We start from the raw sequence: 16,978 nt of genomic DNA on the forward strand, positions 1-16,978 counted from the left end.
CGGCGCGGATCCGGCCCGACAAGACTTCGCTGGCGCGCATTGCGCAGCGGCGGCGAGCGCTATAACGATCCTCCATGACCACATGGCGGCCTAACCCTTACATCCGCGTCGTCGCAATTGGCCTGCACTGGCGGGACGGGCGGCTGCTGGCCGCCGAAGTGCGCGACGATACGGGGCGGATCAAGGGCGTGCGTCCGCTCGGCGGCGAGATCGAGTTCGGCGAGAGCTGGCGCGCAGCGTTGCTGCGCGAATTCCATGAAGAGCTCGGCATCGACATCATCATCACCGGCGAGCCGATCATGATGGAGAACATCTTTGTGCATGAGGGAGCGACGGGACACGAGGTGATGTTTATCGCCGGGGTCACGTTCCCGGACGGCGCGTTCAGCAACCGGGACCGCATCGATTTCCGCGAGGATAACGGCGAGCAGATCGTCGCTCGCTGGTTCGATCTTGACGATCTCGACGTCGAAGACGGACCGAGGCTCTATCCGACTGGACTGAAGGACTTGCTGCTCGCGTCGAAGAACAAGTCCATCTGACCGGCGATCGACTACCACACCTCCGCGCCGGGGATCTTCTTCCGCACTGCCATGCGCTGGATCCAGATGCAACGACGGACGGACCTGTTGGAGCGGCCGACGGCGGATATGCCCTCGCCGGCCTGAAGCAGCGGCGTCACATTTTCGCGCAGCGTGCGGCAGCGCTGCAGCTCGGCCTGCCAGTCGATGATTGCGGCGTCCGCGCTCTGCGCCATCAGCGCAAATGTCGCGGCGGCAAGACACCTCGCCCGCATTGTACGCATCCCCTCATCGTGATCCGCCGCCCGCATCGCGCCGATAGCGGAAGTCGCAATGATCGGCGCCTTGCATGATGGTCTGCGTCCGCGTGAGCTTGATGTCGGGGCCGAACCCTTCCGCGACCGCAAAATTGGCGGTGAGACCAGCAGAAAGCCAAGCTGCGGCTCCCCAGCGACGCCCCCATAGTTGCTGATGGGACGGTTGGCGATTGGGTCACCCTGACCTCGCCATCCAAAAGAAAACCCGCCGACCTGGCGGGCCGACGGGAGTTACAGATAGCGAGAGGCGGAGGCCAGTCGCTCGAAGCAAGTGTAGCACGACAGCCTAGCAACGCGACCATACGCTCAACTCAACCTTAACGGCGTGAGAATCATCTTCGGCTTCGGGAAAGGCCATGGGGGAGATATGCGGCCTTGTTCAAGGCGAAGGCCCGCCAGAAGCCAGCCCGCGGTGGGCCTTGCCTCAATTGGAGCTTGCCCCATCTTAATCAATTAGTCGGTTCCTGTCTGCGTTGCGGCAGATTTAATTTGCGCTTTCACGAAGCCTCGGTAGCTTTGGCCCGCCGGGGCCGGCTGCATATTTTCACTTGGATATTTTTCACCCGGGTATTTCGACAATGAGACCGCAGCAGTCCCCTGCTGCGGTCCTGTCATACCGGAGTTGCAAATGATCTTTCTCGAAAATGATCTTGAAGTTCTTACTCTGATCAATGCGTTTGTGGAGATCAGGAGTCGCGGGACGCGCCGTGCACTTCTGATGCTCGTCGAAGAGCTGGCGCAGAAAGGCGGTCCCCTTGTCCCAAACAAAAACCCCACCGGCTTTAAGCCGGCGGGAGTTGATCTAGATTCTAGACCGGCGGGCACCGGTCGCTTGCTCCAACATTAGCACCAATCTTTCGCCCCCGCTCTAAAGCGCTGCCCTCGCATCCGCGATCGAAAGAGGATGGCTGGATCTGCACGAAAGCGGTACTCTCGTCACGCTGATGGCGTCAGGCGACGATCTGCTGGCAAGACGCTAGGAATTGCGACACATAGCATCGCTTGTTTTGCTGCCTGCCCGCCCCGGGCTGGCGGAGCGGCCCCGGGTTCGACTACGATTCCTCCCCTGCCGCCGCGGTCGCCGAGCATTTCCATCCAAGCTCTTTGTCCCGGACGCCTGTCCCGATTAGGACACCTTGCACTCCGAATTAGGACACGATCTTCTTCCCAAATGGGTGGGTGTTGAGTCGCCCGCATAGGAGTGCGACTGCGGAAAAGCCTCAGTCCCGCCAGCCCCGGATCGGGGCTTTTTCGTTTTCGGGGGAATAAAAACGCCGCCCGCTTAAATGACCGCGAGCGGCGGCTTACCAGCCCCGAGGGGGATGATGCAAAACCCCGGTACAGATTGGTCTATATAGACTTGGAGAGGTTCAATGTTGCGGTGCGAAATACCGCAGATGTGGCTATCCACCGTGGGCTGGAACCGGCCGGTCACGCAAAGATGTCGCCTCGGAGAAAGATGACCAGCAGAACCTAGCGGACAAGACGACCGTTCGGGCGATTGCAAAACGTTCCTTTTTGAGAGCCGTTCCGTTCGCTCACATCGTGACCATTGTGAGCACCTCGACTCTACTTGTCCTTCATCTTCGGGGCACGTCCAGGCGGCTAACCTATTGCTACATCCATCTGAGGATCAGCTACCCCGACCGCCGCTACCGCGCGGCATGCAGGACTTGCCGACGCTCAACGACCGCTGCCTCGCGCTCCCGGCAAAACTTCCCTACGCCGCCTTTGCACTCCCGGTCTCTCGCGGCGGTGGCGTCGGAAAGGGATGCCTGCGCGATTATCACGGGAGGTGATGGGCATCAGCGTCACGTCATTAATGTTCGTCGAGGCGATCCTCGATTTGATCTCGACCGGGACGATGCGGCTCGATCCCTCCGACAAGCTTGAAGACTTAGTCCCCGTCAGCGGCCGCGACGCCAGCTTGACGTTCTCTGCCGGATGGAACGCTGGTCGCCAACTCGTCGAGCTAAAATGTCGACGGAAACCGAGGTGGTTAGAGCGCGGCTCTCACGATTAAGAAAAAATGAACTGGAGTGCCCGTAAGGTTCCGGGTGAGGGAACTAATACTGGGAACTTTGCGTTGAATCGCGTACAGCCATTAAGAGCTACGCAGCACGGGTGGGACGATGGCCACGACCTTGCAGATAACCGTTGCGCTTTGGGTTATGATTTTTTGCGCCGCAATAAAATGCTATCAGGTACTGCTCTAGTCACTTAGAGCAATCAGCCACTTTGCAATTGCGAAGGCCCCCCATAGGATCGCGGCCGACCAGCCCAAGGTGGCCAGGGCGATGGCAACGAGATAGCAAAGCGTGACGATGCGTCGATACCAGCGCGGCGCCTTGATGCTGGGATCTTGGACGGTCAGCTTATCCTCCCGAAGTCTGGGCTGCACCTTATCACGCGCTGCCATCTTCATTTATTAGCGTGATCACACTTTCTGCAGGTTCAAAGATATCTAGGGCTGAAACTGTTTTCTGTGGCTGCGGGCGGCGCAGACGTCACAGCTTAGTAGCAGCGGTGCCGCGTGCAGCCGTCGTTGAAGGGCAGCTCGTCGTCGGCCAGCTTGTGCACGGGCCGTGCAAGGCGTTGCTCCATCGCGTCTAGTTGTGCGAGCCGCTGCTCGATCTCCGCAATAACCGTGATGGTCTGCTCTGGCGTCAAAGTCCGCTTTGTCTTCTTCACGCGTATCCTCGTCTCGATATTGTATTATTTCAGCTAAAGTACAGTGATGTTCGAGCAGCCACAACGCGAAGCGTGTATTAACCTCACCGCGTAGGGTTAAGACGACCCATGGAGCATCTCACTGCGCTTCTCGTCGTTGCACATCGGTGCTGCGCCTGCGCCGGCTATTGATCGCGATCGAACGCAACGCAATCTTTGGAGGGCATCGACACGACCCGAACCATCAAGCGGCCGATCGAGCTGGCAAGCTTCGCCGGCCAGCTCACACGCGCCGAAAAGCCCGAGACCGAGTTAGCTGCCACAGGCCAACGCTATGACAGGGGGCTCGCCGAATTGTGTTCATCACTCTCGATCGTGCCGACTGACCTCGACTGCAGCGTTTATCGGGTCCTCGAAGACTTTGGCGCCCGCGGCTACGCTTGGCGCGAGACTGACCAGACCTGACGGACCTTGAGACGGATATCCGGCTCACGCGCTCCAGGGATTACAGCTACGTTCATGGTGGCGTTCAGTGCCGATCAAAGGCTGGTTCAGGGACGCAACCGCCGATACCGTCGCTCGACATTACCGACGCTGAAGTTTCTGCGCCTTGCAGGACCCCATCGCAGAAAACTCGACGAAGGCCTCCGACCTACAGCTTTCGTTGCCGCTTAGAGCCCGACGATCGTCCAGATTGAAGCAACGAGCCCCCGAACCGGGCTGGCGCGGGCTGCCCACAGCAATGTCATCTGCCAGCAGAGGATACTTAGCGGATCAAGGCCACGATTCGGGCGATCTTCACGGCAAGTTCAGAACGCTGCTCTTTGAGGATCGTTTCCTGGTCGCTCACATCATGACCGTCCTGTGTGAGGACCTCGACCAACGCCTCTCGGTCCTCAATGTGCAAACGCTGCCGCGCAATTTCGAGCTGTAGGTCTATAAATTCACTATCTAAAATCATAATACTGAACCTTGGGCGAAGAGAGATGGGAGCCCGCCTGGACATTCACCCACGGTAAATCCGAAACACTAAAACGGGCGTAAAAGAACCAATTATCGATGCAAGTTCCTTAATTGGAACGACGATTTAAGTTTACGACGAAACAATCAGCTGCTTTAAACGAGGCGACCGGGCGTCAAGTTTGAATAATTAAGTTTTTAATTCCCGGGGCTGGATTTGCTCGAAACAATCTTTTGACCTCCTATCGTCAACTTCAAACGGGCCGCCCAGGAGGCGGCCCTTCTTTCGGCCGCCGCGGCGAGGAACGTTCAGTTGCTCAGGCGCTTAACTGGGACCAGCGTCGCTCCTGATGCGGGTAGAGCGACCCCGCCAAAGCCGTCTCGTCCATCCCCGTTACCTGCGACCTTTCTCCGCATGAATCTGCTGCCAATATTTTTGTGCATTGTCGGGCTGGGAATGGCGCTAGCCGGCGCATGGATAATTTGGGGACCAACGAGCATGCTGACCGTCGTCGGAAGCGCCCTTTTCATCATCGGCCTCTGGTCCGTCGACTAACAGATTTCACTTGTACCGTTCGAAAATGCCTCGCCCCTGAGCCGCATCGTCGGCGAGCTTGTCCCACTCGGCAGCCAGACGTAGCCAAGCCCTCTTGTCGATTTCGCTTCCAGCTTGTGCCGCCAAACGTCGGCACTCATCCGCTTTCCTCGCGAACCTGTTAGCGTCAGATGGTGGCACTGCATTTCCTTCCTACCGCCGATAATCGCGAAGCGGCAAAGGACGTTCCACAGCGAACGGGAGAGCCGACGAGCACAGCTTCGAGGGAGGTGTGGCGATGTTCTCGCTTCACGTTGATCGCACGGAGCTCAGCGAACAATCGGCGGGAGAAGAGAGTGGTCCGAGATCTCGATATCTTCTTGTCAGGATTAAATGATGCCCTCGCGCCTCCGAAAGATGAGACGTCCGACGCCGATGCTATCCGGTTCCAGAATTAATGCGGGGGCGCGGCATCAAGCTTAATTCGCGAGTTCGATTGCTGCCGTCGTTGAAAGCGTTAGGTTGACACATCGGACATTGCCCTCGTCCGGGTTTACCAAGGCGAAGTCGGCGCGCCATCATACTCGGCGCGTCGGCTTCTGCTTCCGACAGACGCGTCTGCATCATGCGAAGCATATTCACCGCTCTCACGTACATCTGTCCTTTGACGCTTGTCATCATCGGCATGGCGATGGGCATCGAGGCGAAAGATCGCAAGTCTCTGGCAAGCGCGATTGCAGGATGAGGACTGAATTTCTGTCGTCGGGTAAGGGGGACAGGCTTTGAGCGGGGAAGCGTCGCACGCTTGTCCCCACCCTCGCCCCAACGCCTCAGATCATTCTCGTGTCGAGAACGTTGAGTTACGTTGGGGTCATGCCGGCCTGGCACTCCCGGCATAGATGCCCTCGTTTTGAGGTGTGAAAGGCCAGCCAGCAGCCAGCCTTCGGCGGCCTTTCCCTCATTTCAGCGTGTACGTTAAGCACGTAAAATAGTTGTGGCTGACCGCGAAAATATTCGTTTTGAAACAGATCGGATTTAATTCTAAAAAGTGATTGCCGGGGCTGGCTGCTTATTTCAGTTCGATCTTTTTACCCGGGTATTATGACGTGCGGACCGCGGCACTCCTTTGCGGTGGTCTTGTCATGCTGGAGTCGCAAATGACTGTCTTTGAAACTGATCGCGAAGTTCTATGCTTGGTCAATGCCTTTACGGAGATCAAGAGCCGCGGGACGCGCCGCGCACTGCTCATGCTCATCGAAGAGCTAGCTCAAAAAGCTCATCCCCTTCCGCCAAACAAGAACCCGCAGACCTTTGAGCCGGCGGGAGTTGATCTAGATTTTGGACCGGCGGGCACCGGTCGCTTGTGGCGACAGTAGCGCGAAGGTCCGCCTGCGTGTAGGCGTGCCAATGATGTCAGCGGCACTTTGTTCACGCTCATAACCAGCACGAGCCTGACTTAGCGCTGGCTTCAGTGCGAGAGCTTCGCTGAAGCAACGAGTTGTCGAACTTTATCGCGTCTGATTAGTCGGGACTTGTGCTCCGTCCTCATACGACTGCGCTACGTCTTTCGAAACCATTTAAGGGGCAGTCCGAGGTCGTAACCACGCCGACGAAGCTGTTCGTGAGTCTTTTTCAGCGCCGTTGCGATCTTCTCCGGTGAGACGCCGTCTTCGACCAAATCGCGAAAACGAGCGTCATCGCTTGGTGACCAAGCCGAATGCTCGCGGTCCATCGTAAGTCAAAAGTCCCGTCGAAAAGTTTGATGCTCGAAATGTGGGGCGGGCCGCCAACCCGGGGCGATGAGCTGGCGACCCGTGCCGGGCGATTTCAGTTGAGTGGGTGAGCGCTCTTTTGGGGAAAGATCCGCCCCCGTCCGGCGATACAAGTCGTAGCGCAGTGCGACCGGCGGATTCAATTCCATTTACGGATTAACCTAACTTTGTATGGTTATCTACCGCCGAAATAATTCATCTTTGAACAGCGCCTCGCAGGCCACAGGTGACCAAGCTAGCAAGCTTATCGTGGTTGAGGCAGCGTATGAGACCAACTCGCCCAGAGTCGATTCTCAGATCGTGCAAATCAAGGCGCAAACCCTGATATCTTCTTGAACATCGGGCCGGGCAATCTGGCTGGGGCAGAAGCGGCCTAAGCTATCGATAAGCCTAACCGAGCGGTCCGGGCTCGAGCCTCGGCCGGGACCCAATCGGCTCTGATTTATGACAAACTCGGCTCTCCGGGGCGCCCCGGGATGCACCCAACGAGACCCAGCGCGGGCGCAGCCTTCACAACGGATAGCTATCAGCCGGGCCGAGAGTAAGTCGCGTCGGCATGGTTCCTGTTGCACACGGCAGGCGCAAATTGATCACATCACCACCTCTATTGAAGCAAATAGTCGTCCCGCAACCTGATTATCGCAGAGACACCTCCACGTTTGCCGCGCGCGCGAATGTTGGGTGACGTCTGACTACCTTTCGTAACGTGTCCCCTGTCTTATTCTCAGAAAGAGAACCGTCTATGGCAATTCAGGCTCCGACCATTGAACAATTCTCTGCGGATAGCGGTACGCTCGGCGACGGCGTTACCGACTCCAATGTCGTTACGTTGTGGGGCAAGGCTGCGGCAAATTCGACCGTAACGATATACGACGGTACGACACGGTTGGGAACGGTTACCACCAACAGTTCAGGTTCATGGGCATTTACGACTCCCAAGCTCGCCGACAGCACTCACAGCCTGGCGGCTACGGCGACCGATGCATCGGGCACCAGCGCGGCATCAGCTGCCATGTCGATCAAAGTCGTTCCGAGCGTGACCAAATTCGTGTCCGGTACGGACAATTGGAGCAATCCATCCATCATAGACGGCCAGGGTTGGTACAGCGAAAATGCCGGTCAATCGTGGAGCCTGACGACACCGGACTCTCATACGGTTCGGATGGAGTTGCGCGCCGGCGACTATTGGGCTGATGGAGGCGACAGCTCTCGCTCGGAGATCCTGGCTGCCAATTCGGTGGCCAACGGCGACGTTTTCAATGCGACCTACCAGATGACAATCGAGCCCGGCACGTCGAACGTGAATTCGGGCCTGTCCTGGCTATCACTCACCCAGATGTACGGGGCAAACGGAGCAACATTCTCCATTCAGCTCAAGGGCGAGCAGATGGCCGTCGTTGTCAATCTGAACGAGGCGACCGAAAAGCAAGTCTACATCGACCCTAATTCCATTCAGCGAGGCCATGCCTACAGCATTCAGATTCAGGCGCGCTTTGCCTCGGACTCGACCGGCTATCTCGAGATGTGGCGGGATGGTGTCCAGATCGTCAATTACCACGGGGTGTTGGGAGACCCCGGAGCAAACTACAACCTGAAGCTCGGCATCTATCGGGGAGAGCCGACGGCTGCCAATTACACGATGGCCGCCGACTACAGCAATATCGTCACCTCGACCGATCCCAACTTCCCGACCCCGCCATTCGGCGGAGCGGGTACCGGTCAGACGCCGACGCCTCCGACGGCACCTACGATCAGTTCGTTCTCGAACGACAGCAATATCGTCGGTGACGGGATCACGAACGACAATACCCTGGTGCTGAGCGGGACTGCCTCCGCAGGCAACTCCGTCAAAGTTTACGACGGAACAACTTTGCTCGGGTCTGCCACAGCAAACAGCAGCGGAAACTGGACTTACACAACCAGCACGCTCGCAAACGGCAAGCACAGCTTCTCGGCATCCGCTACATCCTCGAGCGGCACCAGCGCGTTGTCCAAAACGCTTGCCGTCACTGTCGATACCGTCGCCCCGGCGGCTCCAGCGATCGTTTCATCCTCTCCCAAGGCTGGCCAGAGTTCGGTTTTGACACTGACAGGCAATGCAGAGGCAAACAGCAAGGTGAACGTCTATGATGGAAAGACCCTGTTGGGATCAGCCACTGCGAACGGAAGTGGGGCGTGGACTCTCACCACAGCAGCTCTGTCGACCGGCGCTCATCAGTTCACGGCAACGGCCTCGGACGCGGCCGGCAACAACAGCGTGACTTCGTCTTCCTTCAACGCCACCATCAAGGCGCCCACCAGCACGCCAACGGTCACGTCGGTCACGGCGTCCGGCGCCGGAATTCTGGCCGGGACTGGCAATCTTGGGGCCGGAAAAACGGTTACTTTGGCGGTCAAATTGAGCGAGGCTGTGACGGTCACGGGCGGCACGCCAACGCTGAAACTCAACGATGGCGGTACTGCAACCTACACCGGCGGCTCCGGCACCAACGTATTGTCGTTCACCTACAAAACCGCAGCCGGTCAAAACACCTCTGACCTGACCGTGACGGGAGTCAATCTGGGCACGGCCACCGTGAAGGGCAGCGCCGGCGGAATTGCCAATCTTACGAGTGCAGTCTCAAATCCCGCCGGCACGCTGAGGATCGATACGACGAGACCAATGGTGACGTCTGTTGCGGCGTCGGGTTCAGGAATATCGGCGGGCTCGGGAGTCGTGGGAGTTGGCAAGGTTGTCAACCTAACGCTCAAATTGAGCGAAGCAGTCACCGTCACAGGGGGCACGCCCACGCTCAAGCTCAACGATGGTGGTACGGCGACTTATGCATCGGGTTCGGGCAGCGACACGTTGACCTTCAGATACACGGTCGCAGCCGGTCAGAACACAGCAGATCTTGCAGTGACTGCGGTCAATTCCGGCACTGCAACGGTGAAAGACGGCGCGGGCAATATCGCCAATCTTGCGGCAGCGATCTCCAATCCCGCGGGCGTGCTGCAGGTCAACACGACCGCCACGGCGACAAACTCGCCGACTCCGTCGACCGGGAGCGGCGGGAACCCCGACAGCACGCCTCATCACTGGCAGCACCACTTTGCTGCCTTCAGCGGTGCCACCCGCACAACCGTTGCGTCCACCGATACGGCAGGCCAAGCCGCCAAAGTGCAGGATACATCCGCAGGTGATACATCGCACATGATGGGGTCCTCGCTGGATCATCGCCTGGCGCTGTTCGCGCAGCACATTGCGTCGGCCTTTCCGTCTTCGCCGTTCGCTGAAGCGAACACCTCGGCGGTCAGTCAAGGAGCATGGAAGGGTTCAGAGCTCCCGCACTTGGCTCAGCCCGTCGCAAACCAGCAGCACGGCCCCATTGCGGGCCCACTCTGAGCCGCTCGGTCAACCATCTTTCTCTCCAAAAATGCTGCGGCCAGAAGCCGACAAGAGCGTGCTGAGGCCGCAGCGACCGCCTTCCAACGGAGCGAACTCCACCTTTCCGGCGGCTCCGTTCCCCGCAGCCGTGTTTGAACTGGCGCAATGCCGGTCCTTGTCACGCCAGACGCCGGGGGGGCCGAATCCGTATGTGATGCGAGGTGAGATGCGGCGTACGGCTCGACATCGCCTCGCGATACAATTCCGCATAGCGGTCGGCAACGATGGTTGCGGTGAAACGAGATCGTATTCGAGCCAGGGCGCCCTCACGGGATTGCGCGAGAAAGCTTGGGTCGGCAACGAATCGTTCTATAGCGTGTATGAGGTTCGCCTCGTCCTTTGGTTCAACGATGACGCCTGTCACACCGTCATCGATGATATCCGGAATACCGGACCATCTTGTGCCAATCGCTGGGAGGCCGAGCGCCATACCTTCGAGAAGACAAACGGGATACATTTCGCCGGGCTCGTAAGTCGGTAGGACGATCACCTGGGCGCTCCGCATTAGTGCGGGGACCTCTCGGTGATCGACCTTACCCTTGGATTCGACGATACGCCGCAAATCCAGCCGGTCGATTTCCCTTTCGATCTGGCCGCGCATCGGTCCGTCTCCGATGAACAGGGCCCGAAGTTCGGGATAGCGCGCGGAGAGCTTGGAGAGCGCACCCAATAATTCTAGATGGCCCTTGCCGAAGACCATGCGCGCGACCATGACTAGCGTGAATGCGCCGCCGTTCGCGTGAGGACCAGACTGTGTGAATAACTCCTCGTCAACGCAGAATGGAATGACCCTGGACCGGTCAGAAGACACACCTTCCGACATCAGTTCAGCAAGGGCAGCCTTGTAAGGCATGACGATCGTTGACGAGATACGCTTCTCTATCCAGAAGGTGATTTCGGCGAGCAGATCACGTTGCGGCGCGAACCAGCTCAGCGTGCCGTGGTGCGTGACGATGACATGGGCGCCCGCCATGGCCGCTGCAATAAAGCCGTCGAGACAGGAGATGCCAACAGCCTGGATGTGCAAGACGTCATTCTTCTTGAGCAATCGATAGATTGCCGCGATTCGTTGAACGCGTAGCACCGCCGTGCCGAGCTTTCCTGGCAGGAGCTGTGCAATGGAATTTCGATTGGGCAGGTCATGCACGGCTATGCCGCGCCCGCCAGCAATCTCCCGGACTTCCTGCCGATTGTGGAGGTCCATTAAGATCGTCGGAGCAAGGCCGCGACGCCTTTGGGCGGCAGTGAGTTGCAGGATGAAGGTCTCGACGCCGGTCATTCCGAAATTGGTGCCCATATAGTGCAGAACTCGCACTTTTTGGCGAGGCTCCGGCTGCGCGAAAGGCTTCACCTGCCGTGCAGGCATCCCGACCGAGGCTAGGGCCTGACCATTCAGCGCGGCGAGGATTGCCTGGGCTTGCGATCTTGCGAAATCAGTTTCGAAATAAGCCAGCAGATCCGCCAAATCCGCGGACAAATCGAACGCCAAAAGAGCAGGAATAATACAGGCCGCCAATACGGCTAATCGCATGATTTAAATCGTGACGCTGGAGACAATTAATGTTTACACGCCGAAATATAAATCATCGGGCGTGTCAGGGACTGCGGCGTTGTGGCGCAAACGGCGGATCACATTGTCGCATGCAACCGGCTGTTCAGCGAATTTGCCATCACGCCAGCTGACGTGGTCAAGCAGCCGATTGACATGTTCCGACGGAGCAGAGCGCCGTTGGGGAACTTGTCGCGGCAGGCATCGGCTGATTCGATCTTCATTTTGTTCGATATTTAAATATCGACTACGGTAATTAACCTTTTTTCCCGACACCCCTATTCATGTCCAATGGATTTCAGTAGTATATTTTAATCAGATTGCCGGTTTAGCTCAGGGTTAGAGCGCCGCCATCGTATGGCGGAGGTCGGGAGTTCAAGTCTCTTCAACCGGCACCAACTGTCTCGACGTGTTATTCGCCAGAGATCCAGCATCCCCAAAGGAATCTCGTAGTCCCTCTCGACGTCATTGACATCGGCATTTTCGGCTGAAGCGCAACGAGGGTGGCAACAAAGGGGCGGGACCGGCCTTCACATCGCATCAACGCCATCAACATCGTTTCGCTCTACCTGCAACGCGCGAGCATTGCTCCCAATAGCCTGGGAGGAGATCCGCCCTGCTCGCGATGAAGCTCAGTGAGACTTCCACAGCGCGTAGCCCAGCGCCCTTTGATTGACGCAACTGCGGCCACCTGCAACAACTGCAGTCGGGCTCTATTTCATTATGCAAATGCCGCGCGGATCAATCGTACTACCGGATCTTCCGTGTGCTGATTTGGCTAGTCAACGAAGCCTCATCTTCGTGGTAATATTGCATGAGCGGAGCAGCCGATTTCGGACTTGCCTCTGGTAAGAAGCAAAGGGAGCACCTCGAAACCTTACGGCAGCAAACCAGACTCGGAGCTCGGTCGTTTTGCCGCCACGCTACTCATTTGCCGCCTTGGTCGGGGTATCGGACTCGCGCGACACGACCTGGACTTCGACCTCATCTTCACGGCCGCGCCTGCGCTGCAAAAGCCGAAGCTCGAGATCAGCCACCAATTTTCGCAAATGTTTCACTTCAGAATATCGACGAGCCAGATCCCCAGGCATGAATTCCAACTGCTCAATGATCTTTTCGTTTTCAAAACAGGAAGTCAGGGCGCATGGACCGGCAGCCGCATCGATCCGACCCGGACATGCGCTACAATTAATCAAATATCAAAACTAAGACAAACTAGTTCGCAATATTATCCGATATAATATGTTAAATAACTCGTTAGTGAAATTCAAGGTGAGAAGTGTTCCCCACGTGCGATTTGATCCAGCACCGGCCAGCAATTGCCGATACTTGCCGTCCACACCCCAAAAGTTCATATCGTTCGGATTTCCGCGCCACGTCCGATCTGTGCGCTTGAACTTTTTCTCATCCGCCGACGAACAACCACTGCATCAAACGCACCGCGCTCCAGACCAGCGCGCTCATCCAGCCAGCCATGGATATCGAACACAGAACGATCCAAGCAATCTTCACGGCGGATGCGCGTTTGCGGCGTCCGTATTCCTGTGCGACTTGGGACATACTCTTACGCTGCTTCTGAGAGCCCTGACAATTGGTCGTCGTCCGCAGGGTGCCGGTTCAACGGAACATATGCAGCTTGTCGCCAATAAGCATCGGAAGCGGGACCGAATGCAAACCGTCTTCCGTATCCTTAAAGCGCCGGCCACTACTTTAGACCAAGGCCGCCCCCGTCAAAGAATCGGAGTTCCTAGGCCGACGCTCCGGTTGCACGAGTCTGTTGTTTCATTGATGTATGGGCCGCACCAGGCCTTCGCTTTTGTTGTTCTATTGTGAGCAAGATGTTTCCGGAACTAAATCAATCGGTGAGCCGGCCGCGTTCGACGGCCGCGGACATTCTGGAAATCAACGGAGGGACGGGCCCCGGCTTTGACGCGCTTCGATTCCTGTTGTCGGTGTGGGTCTTTACGGTACACGCGATGTTCATTTGCGATGGAGCCGACGCTGCCGAAGCATTTGTTGCCAACCCGCTTCACAGCCTTCTCGTCAAGCCCGCTCTACCAATGTTCTTTATTGTCAGCGGCTATCTGGTCGCCGGAAGTGCCATCCGCACGAAGAGCGTATCGACCTTTCTCATGTTCCGCGTGCTGAGAATAATGCCTGCGCTAACTATCGAAGTTGCGCTCAGCGCATTGGTCCTCGGACCATGGCTCACGGAAAAGACATTTCCCGAGTACTTCTCTGATCCATTGTTTGCGAAATACTTCCTGAACATTGTCGGCAACGTTCAGTTTTTTCTCCCAGGATTGTTTCTGCACAATCCCGTACCTGGCGCGGTGAATCTCAATCTATGGACGCTTAAGCCGGAATTTTTCTGCTATCTCTTCATTTCGACCATGATCGCGATGAAATTCATTTTCAGCAGGAAGATATACACTCTCGTTGCATTCCTGACGATTGTCTTGAGCGCGGTGTACGTGATCCGGGGCGGGCAACTCTATAACTTTGTCGGCGTGGCCGACTGGAAGATACTCATTCTGTCATTCGTCATTGGCGGCTGCGCGTTCCACTGGAACGACGGTCTCGTCATGTCTGGCCCCGGTGCCCTGCTAGCGGTGCTTATCGCGGCCGGCGCCACGATGTATTCGCCCCTTATTATCCTTCACCTTCTGGCGTTGACATATATCGTCATCTACATTGGCACACGCAAAATGCGCCTTCCGGGTATTCTGCGGGATAGGGACTGTTCATACGGTATCTACTTGTTTGGCTTCCCGATTCAGCAGACGATGGTGTATCTCCTACCTTCCGACTATCGGAGCGGCCTAGTCGTTCTGCTGGTGGGCTTGCCGCTGACACTTGCATTTGCGATGCTTTCCTGGACTTTCGTCGAGGAGCCTGTCTCCAGGCTGAAGGCTCGTATCAAGCGTGGAATTCAGATCGATACCAGATGGCGTCTCAAGCTCCGACCCAACTGAGCAAAAAACTCGCTCTTTGATCGTGGGACCCGCCAAGCTTTGTGATCCTCGCTTCAGGCCGCCCGTCGGGCTAGTTAAGCGTTTGCACCCTGCTGCAGCACAGGGGCCTGTAGCCGGTGTGGGGGATAAATTTCACACTCCCCTCTAAGTTCGTCGCAATCGGCACAGTTCAGCCCGTCCAAATCGCCCGCTGCGATGCGCTCTGCCGATACAGCGGTGAACCGAGTCCTTGTCGAGACGTCACCATGCGATCACGGCTGCAGCAGCACGGATGGCGAAACAACAGGGATACACCGTCAGGTCGACGCAATCGCTTCGGAACCTGCACTCGTCAACACCGGCTTTCCATCTGCTATCTCGACGAAATTTAGGTCGACAAGCGTCTGAAGCGTCAATGGGTCGATCGGTAGCCATCTCAAGCGATTTGCTCTGATATCTCTCAACGCCCAACGCAAATCAATCGCCCGGTCCCGATCAACACGATCTGTCCAGATATCAGGTTCAACGATGGCTTTGAGCAAAGGGGACGCCGGGCTAACTACAGGGACTTTTACGGGCCCCGGCCCGCCATCGGCGCTGGCATGTTCGGCGGCGTCGATCCTCTCTCCATTGGAGGTCACACCGGGGGAAGGCATTGGTTCTCGAGGGACTTCTTGATTGCCCACCACCGCCCGTTGATGCTCCTGGATATTCCCTTCGAAAGCTACCAGCGCAGTCGCGTCGCATGCATGTGGGTCTAGCGCCTCCGGGAGCGGCGTCAATTTTTCATCTGTAGCATCCCATCCAATCAAAGGCCGATCACAAGAGGAATCGCCACCCTGAATTAAATGCTGAATATCCAGAGGTTCGAACCCAGCAGCATCGTCCGCGGCAGACGAGATCGAAACGTCGAGATCTGCAGTCGAGGCAGATTCTATCCAAGTGGTGTTACTTCCTTGGCTGCGTTCTGGGATTTCGATCGGAGGGTCCAGCATGGTTTGCGCCCCGCCATCCGGGCGGTCTGGGTCTGCCGTGTCCAACTCATGCAAATAATCTTCCGATATCCGGTCCTTTTCGATGGCCGATGCTTCTTCGACGTACAGTTTGGTATCGGTGAGAGACGACGGTTGCCCGACTTCCTTTGCTGGTGGGCTCGCTTCGGATTGTCGGTCTAGCGTCGCCGCTTCAACTTCGAGAGCCGGCTTGCTGGCTATCTCATTTTTTTGAAGTTGTGGCCGTTCGATAGGCGTCGGCGCTCCTTCAGCAAGCGTCGCTAGGAGTGACGGGCCACTTACCGCACTCTCCTGCTGAGGATGCCCTTCCGTGATCTCGAGCATTGGCGAAACAGAAACGCCGCTCGATGCGGAGAACTCGTCAAAGAACCGACCAACCTCATCATCATCCTCATGCTGCTCGACTTCTCCGGGCAGCCCTCCCTTGAACAGTTCGGCCGTGGAATGCACCGCGGCATCCAAGTCGGCACGAGTGGACATGGCTGAGGGGCGATCGTTATGATCCTGCATTGAATCAACGCTCAGATTCGCCGGGGCGGTTCTGAACACCGAAGCTATCTCAATCTTGAGGACGCTGACGGTCGTCGCACTGAGCGGCTGCGGATCGTGATCTGTATCTTGCAGCGCCGGCCTGGCCACCGACTCCAAGGACGGCTCAACTGGCGGTTGGGCAGGAATGAAGGAAACAGAATTGGCCGACTCGCCGCCCGCTGGCGCAGGAAGCGAAATTCCATCGCCGGTTTCTTCCGGAGCGAGACTATCTTCGGTCGTGGCCGGGGTCAGTTGGTAATCATCCCAAGCCAGATCCGATAGCTCATCAACACGTGCTGGCTCACTCGTCGGTTTAAATGGGCCGTCCAGCAAGCGTCTGAATTCCTCGACGTTCCAGTCGACCGGATCTATCTCCGCCATCTCCAACCTTCTGTCGGAATATTTGGACCGATTTCGACCATCCAGACGACCGAGAAAGGCCGCCAAAAAAGACTGCATCAAGTTCACTCGAATATCCGCTCAGAAATCGACATGCTTAAAGGATCAAGGCATTGAAATAATTATCAAAAATTGGGTTAGTACATATGCAGCCAACTTAAAAACCGAAAACGGCCGCAATTATATGTTTTCGGACACAATTAAACAAATATAAACATTTAAAGCGTCGGGAAAAGTATCATTTCGGCTGATTGGCTTTCCCGGGCAGGTCACCTAGTTTCCTGGCTTTCCTCTACAGGTGGGCCACCTGTCTGCTCCATGGGCGCCTCG

The 16,978-nt window shown here is 57.0% G+C and carries 13 protein-coding genes, 1 tRNA gene and 1 pseudogene; 8 read left to right on the top strand and 7 right to left on the bottom strand.

Annotated elements, in window-relative coordinates:
• Positions 1–74: 74 nt before the first annotated feature.
• Positions 75–542, top strand: a complete 468-nt coding sequence (locus FNV92_RS31085; protein WP_143843230.1) for an NUDIX hydrolase — start codon at positions 75–77, stop codon at positions 540–542.
• 11 nt (positions 543–553) lie between these two features.
• Here FNV92_RS31085 and FNV92_RS31090 read toward each other — a convergent pair whose 3' ends face one another.
• Both FNV92_RS31090 and FNV92_RS31095 read right to left on the bottom strand, forming a co-directional pair.
• On the bottom strand, positions 554–796 hold the full coding sequence (locus FNV92_RS31090) for a hypothetical protein (protein ID WP_015688694.1): 243 nt from the start codon (positions 794–796) through the stop codon (positions 554–556).
• Positions 797–809: 13 nt separating this feature from the next.
• Positions 810–970: pseudogene (locus tag FNV92_RS31095) on the bottom strand (L-2-amino-thiazoline-4-carboxylic acid hydrolase); the annotation flags it as partial.
• Positions 971–1,466: 496 nt separating this feature from the next.
• On the opposite strand from FNV92_RS31095, the gene FNV92_RS31100 reads away from it, so the two are divergent.
• Together FNV92_RS31100 and FNV92_RS31105 are read left to right on the top strand one after the other, a co-directional pair.
• Positions 1,467–1,685: a hypothetical protein gene (locus FNV92_RS31100; protein WP_143843229.1), complete on the top strand. Its 219-nt coding sequence runs from the start codon at positions 1,467–1,469 to the stop codon at positions 1,683–1,685.
• Positions 1,686–2,636: 951 nt separating this feature from the next.
• Entirely contained in the window at positions 2,637–2,861 is a 225-nt protein-coding gene (locus FNV92_RS31105) for a hypothetical protein (protein WP_168213472.1), read from the top strand.
• Positions 2,862–3,050: 189 nt separating this feature from the next.
• Here FNV92_RS31105 and FNV92_RS31110 read toward each other — a convergent pair whose 3' ends face one another.
• Positions 3,051–3,263: a hypothetical protein gene (locus FNV92_RS31110; protein WP_015688696.1), complete on the bottom strand. Its 213-nt coding sequence runs from the start codon at positions 3,261–3,263 to the stop codon at positions 3,051–3,053.
• 89 nt (positions 3,264–3,352) lie between these two features.
• A complete protein-coding gene (locus FNV92_RS31115; protein ID WP_015688697.1) occupies positions 3,353–3,529 on the bottom strand; it encodes a hypothetical protein in 177 nt (58 codons plus the stop codon).
• A gap of 195 nt (positions 3,530–3,724) precedes the next feature.
• Between FNV92_RS31115 and FNV92_RS31120 the strand changes: the two genes are divergently transcribed.
• Positions 3,725–3,973, top strand: coding sequence for a hypothetical protein (locus tag FNV92_RS31120; RefSeq protein ID WP_143843228.1), 249 nt, complete (start codon positions 3,725–3,727; stop codon positions 3,971–3,973).
• A 301-nt stretch (positions 3,974–4,274) separates the two neighbouring features.
• On the opposite strand, the gene FNV92_RS31125 is transcribed toward FNV92_RS31120, so the two are convergent.
• Positions 4,275–4,469, bottom strand: coding sequence for a hypothetical protein (locus FNV92_RS31125; protein ID WP_143843227.1), 195 nt, complete (start codon positions 4,467–4,469; stop codon positions 4,275–4,277).
• Positions 4,470–6,160: 1,691 nt separating this feature from the next.
• Here FNV92_RS31125 and FNV92_RS31130 point away from each other — a divergent pair.
• Positions 6,161–6,379 (top strand): hypothetical protein, encoded by a 219-nt coding sequence (locus FNV92_RS31130; RefSeq protein ID WP_143843226.1) that lies wholly within the window; start codon positions 6,161–6,163, stop codon positions 6,377–6,379.
• Positions 6,380–7,517: 1,138 nt separating this feature from the next.
• Positions 7,518–10,160 (top strand): Ig-like domain-containing protein, encoded by a 2,643-nt coding sequence (locus FNV92_RS31135; protein ID WP_143843225.1) that lies wholly within the window; start codon positions 7,518–7,520, stop codon positions 10,158–10,160.
• Between the two features lie 160 nt (positions 10,161–10,320).
• Here FNV92_RS31135 and FNV92_RS31140 read toward each other — a convergent pair whose 3' ends face one another.
• On the bottom strand, positions 10,321–11,733 hold the full coding sequence (locus FNV92_RS31140; protein WP_143843224.1) for a glycosyltransferase family 4 protein: 1,413 nt from the start codon (positions 11,731–11,733) through the stop codon (positions 10,321–10,323).
• 340 nt (positions 11,734–12,073) lie between these two features.
• Here FNV92_RS31140 and FNV92_RS31145 point away from each other — a divergent pair.
• Together FNV92_RS31145 and FNV92_RS31150 are read left to right on the top strand one after the other, a co-directional pair.
• Positions 12,074–12,149 (top strand) — tRNA-Thr (locus tag FNV92_RS31145).
• Positions 12,150–13,589: 1,440 nt separating this feature from the next.
• Positions 13,590–14,726, top strand: a complete 1,137-nt coding sequence (locus tag FNV92_RS31150; RefSeq protein ID WP_143843223.1) for an acyltransferase family protein — start codon at positions 13,590–13,592, stop codon at positions 14,724–14,726.
• Positions 14,727–15,022: 296 nt separating this feature from the next.
• On the opposite strand, the gene FNV92_RS31155 is transcribed toward FNV92_RS31150, so the two are convergent.
• Positions 15,023–16,717 (bottom strand): hypothetical protein, encoded by a 1,695-nt coding sequence (locus FNV92_RS31155; protein WP_244623602.1) that lies wholly within the window; start codon positions 16,715–16,717, stop codon positions 15,023–15,025.
• Between the last annotated feature and the right edge of the window lie 261 nt (positions 16,718–16,978).

Origin of the sequence: Bradyrhizobium cosmicum, assembly GCF_007290395.2 — a bacterium.
In the GTDB taxonomy this organism is placed as follows: Bacteria; Pseudomonadota; Alphaproteobacteria; order Rhizobiales; family Xanthobacteraceae; genus Bradyrhizobium; species Bradyrhizobium cosmicum.

What these genes read in the sequence shown, in the direction of transcription:
- FNV92_RS31085 (WP_143843230.1), top strand. Translation starts at nt 75, where the DNA reads ATGACCACATGGCGGCCTAACCCTTACATCCGCGTCGTCGCAATTGGC.
- FNV92_RS31135 (WP_143843225.1), top strand. Translation starts at nt 7,518, where the DNA reads ATGGCAATTCAGGCTCCGACCATTGAACAATTCTCTGCGGATAGCGGT.
- FNV92_RS31110 (WP_015688696.1), bottom strand. Translation starts at nt 3,263, where the DNA reads ATGAAGATGGCAGCGCGTGATAAGGTGCAGCCCAGACTTCGGGAGGAT.
- FNV92_RS31105 (WP_168213472.1), top strand. Translation starts at nt 2,637, where the DNA reads ATGGGCATCAGCGTCACGTCATTAATGTTCGTCGAGGCGATCCTCGAT.
- FNV92_RS31140 (WP_143843224.1), bottom strand. Translation starts at nt 11,733, where the DNA reads ATGCGATTAGCCGTATTGGCGGCCTGTATTATTCCTGCTCTTTTGGCG.
- FNV92_RS31125 (WP_143843227.1), bottom strand. Translation starts at nt 4,469, where the DNA reads ATGATTTTAGATAGTGAATTTATAGACCTACAGCTCGAAATTGCGCGG.
- FNV92_RS31150 (WP_143843223.1), top strand. Translation starts at nt 13,590, where the DNA reads ATGTTTCCGGAACTAAATCAATCGGTGAGCCGGCCGCGTTCGACGGCC.
- FNV92_RS31130 (WP_143843226.1), top strand. Translation starts at nt 6,161, where the DNA reads ATGACTGTCTTTGAAACTGATCGCGAAGTTCTATGCTTGGTCAATGCC.
- FNV92_RS31090 (WP_015688694.1), bottom strand. Translation starts at nt 796, where the DNA reads ATGCGGGCGAGGTGTCTTGCCGCCGCGACATTTGCGCTGATGGCGCAG.
- FNV92_RS31100 (WP_143843229.1), top strand. Translation starts at nt 1,467, where the DNA reads ATGATCTTTCTCGAAAATGATCTTGAAGTTCTTACTCTGATCAATGCG.